The 6,200-nt window shown below is 53.7% G+C and carries 7 protein-coding genes; 6 read left to right on the top strand and 1 reads right to left on the bottom strand.

What is annotated here, in order from left to right:
• Positions 1-21 precede the first annotated feature (21 nt).
• The 6 genes from tuf (at position 22) to ACR0DJ_RS19785 (ending at position 4,254) form a co-directional block, all read left to right on the top strand.
• Complete coding sequence (gene tuf / locus ACR0DJ_RS19760; protein ID WP_010441214.1) at positions 22-1,197, top strand: elongation factor Tu; 1,176 nt, start codon at positions 22-24, stop codon at positions 1,195-1,197.
• Positions 1,198-1,378: 181 nt separating this feature from the next.
• Complete coding sequence (locus ACR0DJ_RS19765; RefSeq protein WP_480686091.1) at positions 1,379-2,062, top strand: hypothetical protein; 684 nt, start codon at positions 1,379-1,381, stop codon at positions 2,060-2,062.
• Between the two features lie 229 nt (positions 2,063-2,291).
• Entirely contained in the window at positions 2,292-2,606 is a 315-nt protein-coding gene (gene rpsJ, locus ACR0DJ_RS19770) for a 30S ribosomal protein S10 (RefSeq protein ID WP_008756422.1), read from the top strand.
• Between the two features lie 15 nt (positions 2,607-2,621).
• Positions 2,622-3,347, top strand: coding sequence for a 50S ribosomal protein L3 (gene rplC, locus ACR0DJ_RS19775; protein WP_480686092.1), 726 nt, complete (start codon positions 2,622-2,624; stop codon positions 3,345-3,347).
• A complete protein-coding gene (gene rplD, locus ACR0DJ_RS19780; protein WP_155148664.1) occupies positions 3,344-3,961 on the top strand; it encodes a 50S ribosomal protein L4 in 618 nt (205 codons plus the stop codon). The genes rplC and rplD overlap by 4 nt, the downstream gene beginning before the upstream one ends.
• Positions 3,958-4,254, top strand: coding sequence for a 50S ribosomal protein L23 (locus ACR0DJ_RS19785; RefSeq protein ID WP_170347256.1), 297 nt, complete (start codon positions 3,958-3,960; stop codon positions 4,252-4,254). The genes rplD and ACR0DJ_RS19785 overlap by 4 nt, the downstream gene beginning before the upstream one ends.
• Positions 4,255-4,331: 77 nt before the next feature.
• Here ACR0DJ_RS19785 and ACR0DJ_RS19790 read toward each other — a convergent pair whose 3' ends face one another.
• Entirely contained in the window at positions 4,332-5,885 is a 1,554-nt protein-coding gene (locus ACR0DJ_RS19790) for an RNA-directed DNA polymerase (RefSeq protein ID WP_480686093.1), read from the bottom strand.
• Between the last annotated feature and the right edge of the window lie 315 nt (positions 5,886-6,200).

The following is a 6,200-nucleotide window of genomic DNA, read 5'->3' on the forward strand; positions in this document are numbered from 1 at the left end:
TTACCGAAAAAGGAGGCCATCATGGCAAAGGAAAAGTTTGAGCGTAATAAGCCGCACGTTAACATCGGCACGATTGGCCACGTTGACCACGGCAAGACCACGCTGACCGCAGCAATCACCAAGTATTTCGGTGACTTCAAAGCGTATGACCAGATTGACGGCGCGCCTGAAGAAAAAGCACGTGGCATCACCATCTCGACCGCCCACGTGGAATACGAGACCGACAACCGCCACTATGCGCACGTCGACTGCCCCGGCCACGCCGACTACGTCAAGAACATGATCACCGGTGCCGCTCAGATGGACGGCGCGATCCTGGTTGTGAACGCAGCTGACGGCCCGATGCCGCAGACGCGTGAGCACATCCTGCTGGGCCGCCAGGTTGGCATCCCGAAGATGGTCGTGTTCATGAACAAAGTTGACCAGGTTGACGACGAAGAGCTGCTGGAACTGGTTGAGATGGAAGTTCGCGAACTGCTGTCCAGCTACGAATACCCCGGCGACGACATTCCGATCATCGCGGGTTCGGCTCTGGCCGCGATGGAAGGCAACAACCCGGAAATCGGCGAAGAGAAGATCAAGGAACTGATGGCGGCTGTTGATGACTACATCGACACCCCTGAGCGTGAAGTTGACAAGCCGTTCCTGATGCCGGTCGAAGACGTGTTCTCGATCTCGGGCCGTGGTACCGTTGTTACGGGCCGTGTTGAGCGTGGCGTGATCAATGTTGGCGACGAGATTGAAATCGTCGGCATCCGTGACACTCAGAAAACCACCTGTACCGGTGTTGAAATGTTCCGCAAGCTGCTGGATCGCGGTGAAGCGGGCGACAACATCGGCGCCCTGCTGCGCGGTATCGACCGTGACGGCGTTGAGCGTGGCCAGGTTCTGTGTAAGCCGGGTTCGGTTACACCGCACACCAAGTTCGAAGCCGAAGCCTATATCCTGACCAAGGAAGAAGGCGGTCGTCACACTCCGTTCTTCGCAAACTACCGTCCGCAGTTCTACTTCCGGACCACTGACGTGACCGGCACCGTGACTCTGGCGGCTGGCACCGAGATGGTTATGCCCGGCGACAACGTCGGCTTCACCGTCGAGCTGATCGCCCCGATCGCGATGGAAGACGGCCTGCGTTTCGCAATCCGCGAAGGCGGCCGCACCGTCGGCGCCGGCGTTGTGTCGAAAATCATCGAGTAAGTCGGCTCTGCCGACTGGTGGGCGGCAGTTGCTCTGAAAGAGCAATGAGAGCCCACTCGGTTGAACTAAAGAAGGCCGCTCCCAAACCGGGGCGGCCTTTTTTGTGAAGTGTCATGTTACTTGCATTTCGTGTTTCGAATGCCGACTGTGCCTCGAAACAACTTAAAGAAGATTGCCGTTCATGGTTTTAAGAATTCTCTTTGTTTTTTCTTTGGTCTTACCAAGTGCTTCTGCGCTGCAAGCTGAAGAAGATTTTGTCGTTCAGTTGAATACTCGCACATTCTACGCCGGTGAAGACTATTGGGGGTGGGACACCGACACGAACTTTCTTCCGATCAATAGGCTCGATTGGTTGGACGAAATGCTGATGGGAATGCCAATTTTGGACTACACGGTAGTTCACATTAAGCAGCTCAATCAGGCTTCAGATTTCCTTTGGTCACCTAACGGTCCCGGTCGGCTTTATCGTTACCCTGATCCTGTGCCCAAGCACTTACGACTTCCAGGGTATACAGTGAATTCCTCCGGCCCCGGCAGCATCTGGCGTGTGTATCTTACACCAAACTCTGCCGAAAAACTCTTTGCGATCACCTGTAGCGCCACAGAAAACTCGACGACTTACGATTTTTGCGGGCTGACTGCACGCTACCCCTTAGATCCGCGGATTATAGTTTTGACTCGTATCTATAACCCCCCGCCCATGGATCAACTGGACGCATATTTCAATGCAATTGCAGAGCTAACTGTCGGTCTAGCCCTTTGCTTGGATGTGACGGAACAGATTGAAAAAGACGCAAAACAACCAGTGCGCAAATATTTGTCAGAAGGGCACACAACCCACTGCGTGGACGGGCTATCCTCTTAGGACGATGTTGGTTTTGGGGCTTTGGTGTAATTCACTCTGATCAGACAAGCGGCTACTCTGGGCCAGTGCATGATTTCCCCCTTGCCAAACCCCTCACACCCCTGTAAATCGCGCGAGTTCTCAGTAAGAACATCAAGGCGGGGTGATTCCCGCCTTTTGGGTTCGAAGAGGGTTGGCGATGCGCGCTTGTCCTCCTCTCAACCTCAACGCCTGATAAAAGGCTGTTAATATGCAAAGCCAAAACATCCGTATTCGGCTGAAGGCATTTGACTATCGCGTTCTGGATGCCAGCACGCAAGAGATTGTCAACACTGCCAAGCGGACCGGTGCGAACGTGCGCGGCCCGATCCCGCTGCCGAACAAGATCGAGAAGTTCACGGTTCTCCGTGGTCCTCACGTTGACAAGAAATCCCGCGACCAGTTCGAGATCCGCACGCACAAGCGTCTTCTCGACATCGTTGATCCGACCCCCCAGACCGTTGACGCGCTGATGAAGCTCGACCTCGCTGCTGGTGTGGACGTCGAGATCAAGTTGCAGTCGTAATCGGAGGGTATGAGAATGCGCTCTGGTATTATCGCAAAAAAAGTTGGCATGACCCGCCTGTTCATGGAAGACGGCAAGCAGATCCCTGTCACCGTTCTTCACCTGGACAACCTGCAGGTCGTTGCACAGCGCACCGCTGACAAAGACGGCTACACCGCCGTTCAGCTGGGCGCCGGTGCCGCCAAGGCGAAACGCACCTCGAAGGCCATGCGCGGCCACTATGCCGCTGCCAAGGTCGAGCCCAAGCGCAAGCTGGCCGAGTTCCGCGTCTCCGAAGATGGCCTGATCGAAGTGGGTGCCGAGATTTCGGCAGAACACTTCCTGGAAGGTCAGAAGGTTGACGTATCGGGCACATCGATCGGTAAAGGCTTTGCCGGTGCGATGAAGCGCCACAACTTCGGTGGCCTGCGCGCCTCGCACGGTGTCTCGATCTCGCACCGTTCGCACGGTTCGACCGGTCAGTGTCAGGATCCGGGCAAGGTTTTCAAAGGCAAGAAGATGGCCGGTCACATGGGTGCTGCCCGTGTCACTACCCAGAACCTGGAAGTCGTCAAAACCGACGCCGAGCGTGGTCTGGTCTTCATCAAAGGCGCCGTTCCCGGACCGAAATCGGGCTGGGTCACCGTCAAGGACGCCGTGAAGAAGAAAGCACCGGAAGGCCTGCCTTTCCCGGCTGCTGTGAAATCGGCTGTATCTGATGCACCTGCGGAAGAAGCTCCCGCGGAAGGTGGTGAAGCATGAAACTTGATGTAATCAAACTGGACGGCGGCAAAGCCGGCGACATCGAGCTGAACGCCGATCTGTTCGGTCTCGAGCCGCGTGCGGACATCCTGCACCGTGTGGTCCGTTGGCAGCGCAACAACGCGCAGGCCGGCACCCACAAGGTCAAGACCCGCTCGGAAACCAGCTACTCGACCAAGAAGATCTATCGCCAGAAGGGCACCGGTGGCGCACGCCATGGTGACCGCAACGCGCCGATCTTCCGCAAGGGTGGTATCTACAAGGGCCCGACCCCTCGTTCGCACGGCCACGACCTGCCGAAAAAGTTCCGCAAGCTTGGCCTGCGCCACGCTCTGTCGGCCAAAGCCAAGGCAGGTGAACTGGTCGTGATCGAGAACGCCGAAGCCGAAGGCAAGACCGCCGCTCTGGCCAAACAGGTTGCAAACCTGGGCTGGAAACGTGCTCTGGTCATCGACGGCGCGACCGTGAACGAAGGTTTCCTGAAGGCGTCGCGCAACATCGAAGGTCTGGATATCCTGCCGTCGATGGGTGCAAACGTTTATGACATCCTCAAGCGTGACACTCTGGTGCTCACCAAAGCGGCTGTCGAAGCACTGGAGGCTCGACTGAAATGAGCGCGAAGGCAGAACACTACGACGTGATCCGCAAGCCGATCATCACCGAAAAGTCGACCATGGCGTCCGAAAACGGCGCGGTTGTCTTTGAAGTGGCGATCGACAGCAACAAGCCGCAGATCAAAGAGGCCGTCGAGGCGCTGTTTGGTGTGAAGGTCAAGGCGGTGAACACCACCGTGACAAAGGGCAAGGTCAAGCGGTTCCGTGGCCAGCTGGGCCGTCGGAAAGACGTCAAGAAGGCCTATGTGACCCTGGAAGAGGGTAACACCATCGACGTGACCACCGGCCTCTGATCGGATCCGTCTTTGGAGAGAGATAAAGGCCCCCGCGAAAGCGGGGGTTTTTTGTTGGGCTATCCGCATTCGCAGTGTTATGCGAGCGGGTCTGTTCCGTGCGTACATACGCACCAGTCAGCGAACTCTTTGCATAGGGGAAATTGCAAACGACTCTTAATACCCCTAATCCAATGCTGATATTCATCCCTAGGCAGGCAGCGAGCACCGAAAATAAAGCTTGGTTGCGCCCATGATTGAATTTCGTGGACTCGTGTTTTTCGTGAACGAAAGAAGTTCAGGTCGTTTGACCGCCAGCGGATCAAATGGAGTTGTCTGACATCTAGTGTGCCAGACAAAGCGTCCAGTCGACGTATTTGTGCGTTGTCAAACGAAACTAGCTGGCGAACACCAAGTTCAAGAAACCAAACGCGCGCGCACTCTAGCGGTTGCATTCTCGGCGAAAGTAGCAGCTCAGTAATCTCTGCACCCATATCGTCAAAGCCAGCGATATCCGATTTGATGAATTCCTCGATAAGAAGGCAAACGTCTTTAGCAAACGGGACCAACTTTGAAAGGTTCTCTCTTATGTATTGTGCAACGTCGGTGTTTTTGACGAGACGCATCGCATGTAACACGATGCGTATCTGTCCCATATCCCAATACGGTTCATCAAGTAGCTCTTCCAGCTCTTGCCTGAGGTCTTTGAGCATAAGCGCATCTAGAGCTTCTTGATCTAGCTCGTCCTGTCCATAGGCCGCCCAAAACAGTTTTTCTGTGGCGAACTCTTCCTTTGCTTCGTCATCCCCTGCATCCGGAGCGCCACTAGAGGCAATAAACTCATCCCAGCTAAGAATCTTTGTCTTCTGATTGTTGAGGGCTAGTCCTTCGTTTTCATTTAGGTGCTTAGCCAAGTACCCAAGTGCTGCGTAAGGATCTTGGCCTTCCTTAATGAAAATGAGCATGTCATCGACATAACGGGTGAAATCGTATCCTTCAGAAATCAAACCCATATCGGTATCGTTTAGGGCAGCTTCAGCCAACAGTCTTGAAGCGTTACTTCCGACCGGTAGGCCGAACGATTGGTTACTTCTCCAATCAGCGATGAAGTGTTCAATTTTCTTAACGATTTTGGTCTCGCCTGACAGGCTATCCAATATGTTTTCTAGGCGGTGCCGGTAAATTCTTGAATAGTAGTCGGAAATATCAGTTCTAATAACGTGGCTATGGCCATGCCGAAACACTTGAACCCGAATATGGCCTAACCAATGCCTGTAGCTCCTGTCTGATCGGAAAAAAACTGGATCTAAACCAGGCGTCTTTCGATAAGAAAATGCTCGGTTGTTATCGAATGGATCACGTCCTGCTTCGACCGAGTCAAACACCTTGAGGACTAAAGCGGTGTAAATCACAGTATCAATTGGGAAGGGCTGATGCGCAACGCGAAAGCCAAACTTGGACTTGGGGACCAAAGCTTCGACTAAGCTCATGGGGTGGTAGCCACTCAGTTCCAGTTTTGACAGTTCCTCAACGACTTTATCTTTGTTTTGCTCAAGAAATTTTAGTTCGAACGGAAAAGGAAAGATGTCGGTGTCACCAAACTGGATGATGTGATCTATCGAACACTCAAAAATACTTGCATCTAACTTCATGAACACAACTCCAAGCTGGCTTGCATGTAGTCTCAAGCAAAATTGCTGCGCAACTTATCAGTCTCAAATTGAGAGAATTTGACGCATTTGCAAACTGAGATTTAAACAATGCCGATTTTGACGCAGTTAGACTTTGCATGAAGAGAAAATCGCGTTTTTTGGGCGTTGCTCGAAATTTCAATGCCCCTATAGACACCCCCAACCCTGCTAACCGCACCCAATCTTGCGGCCTCGGATTCGTTCCGGGGCCTTAGATATTTTGAACCGGGGACCTTCGGGGCCCTATACCCTTGGCACCTACGGGGGCCTCTCACA

The sequence above is a fragment of the Ruegeria sp. BF10 genome (assembly GCF_056538725.1).

What these genes read in the sequence shown, in the direction of transcription:
- tuf (WP_010441214.1), top strand. Translation starts at nt 22, where the DNA reads ATGGCAAAGGAAAAGTTTGAGCGTAATAAGCCGCACGTTAACATCGGC.
- ACR0DJ_RS19765 (WP_480686091.1), top strand. Translation starts at nt 1,379, where the DNA reads ATGGTTTTAAGAATTCTCTTTGTTTTTTCTTTGGTCTTACCAAGTGCT.
- rpsJ (WP_008756422.1), top strand. Translation starts at nt 2,292, where the DNA reads ATGCAAAGCCAAAACATCCGTATTCGGCTGAAGGCATTTGACTATCGC.
- rplC (WP_480686092.1), top strand. Translation starts at nt 2,622, where the DNA reads ATGCGCTCTGGTATTATCGCAAAAAAAGTTGGCATGACCCGCCTGTTC.
- rplD (WP_155148664.1), top strand. Translation starts at nt 3,344, where the DNA reads ATGAAACTTGATGTAATCAAACTGGACGGCGGCAAAGCCGGCGACATC.
- ACR0DJ_RS19785 (WP_170347256.1), top strand. Translation starts at nt 3,958, where the DNA reads ATGAGCGCGAAGGCAGAACACTACGACGTGATCCGCAAGCCGATCATC.
- ACR0DJ_RS19790 (WP_480686093.1), bottom strand. Translation starts at nt 5,885, where the DNA reads ATGAAGTTAGATGCAAGTATTTTTGAGTGTTCGATAGATCACATCATC.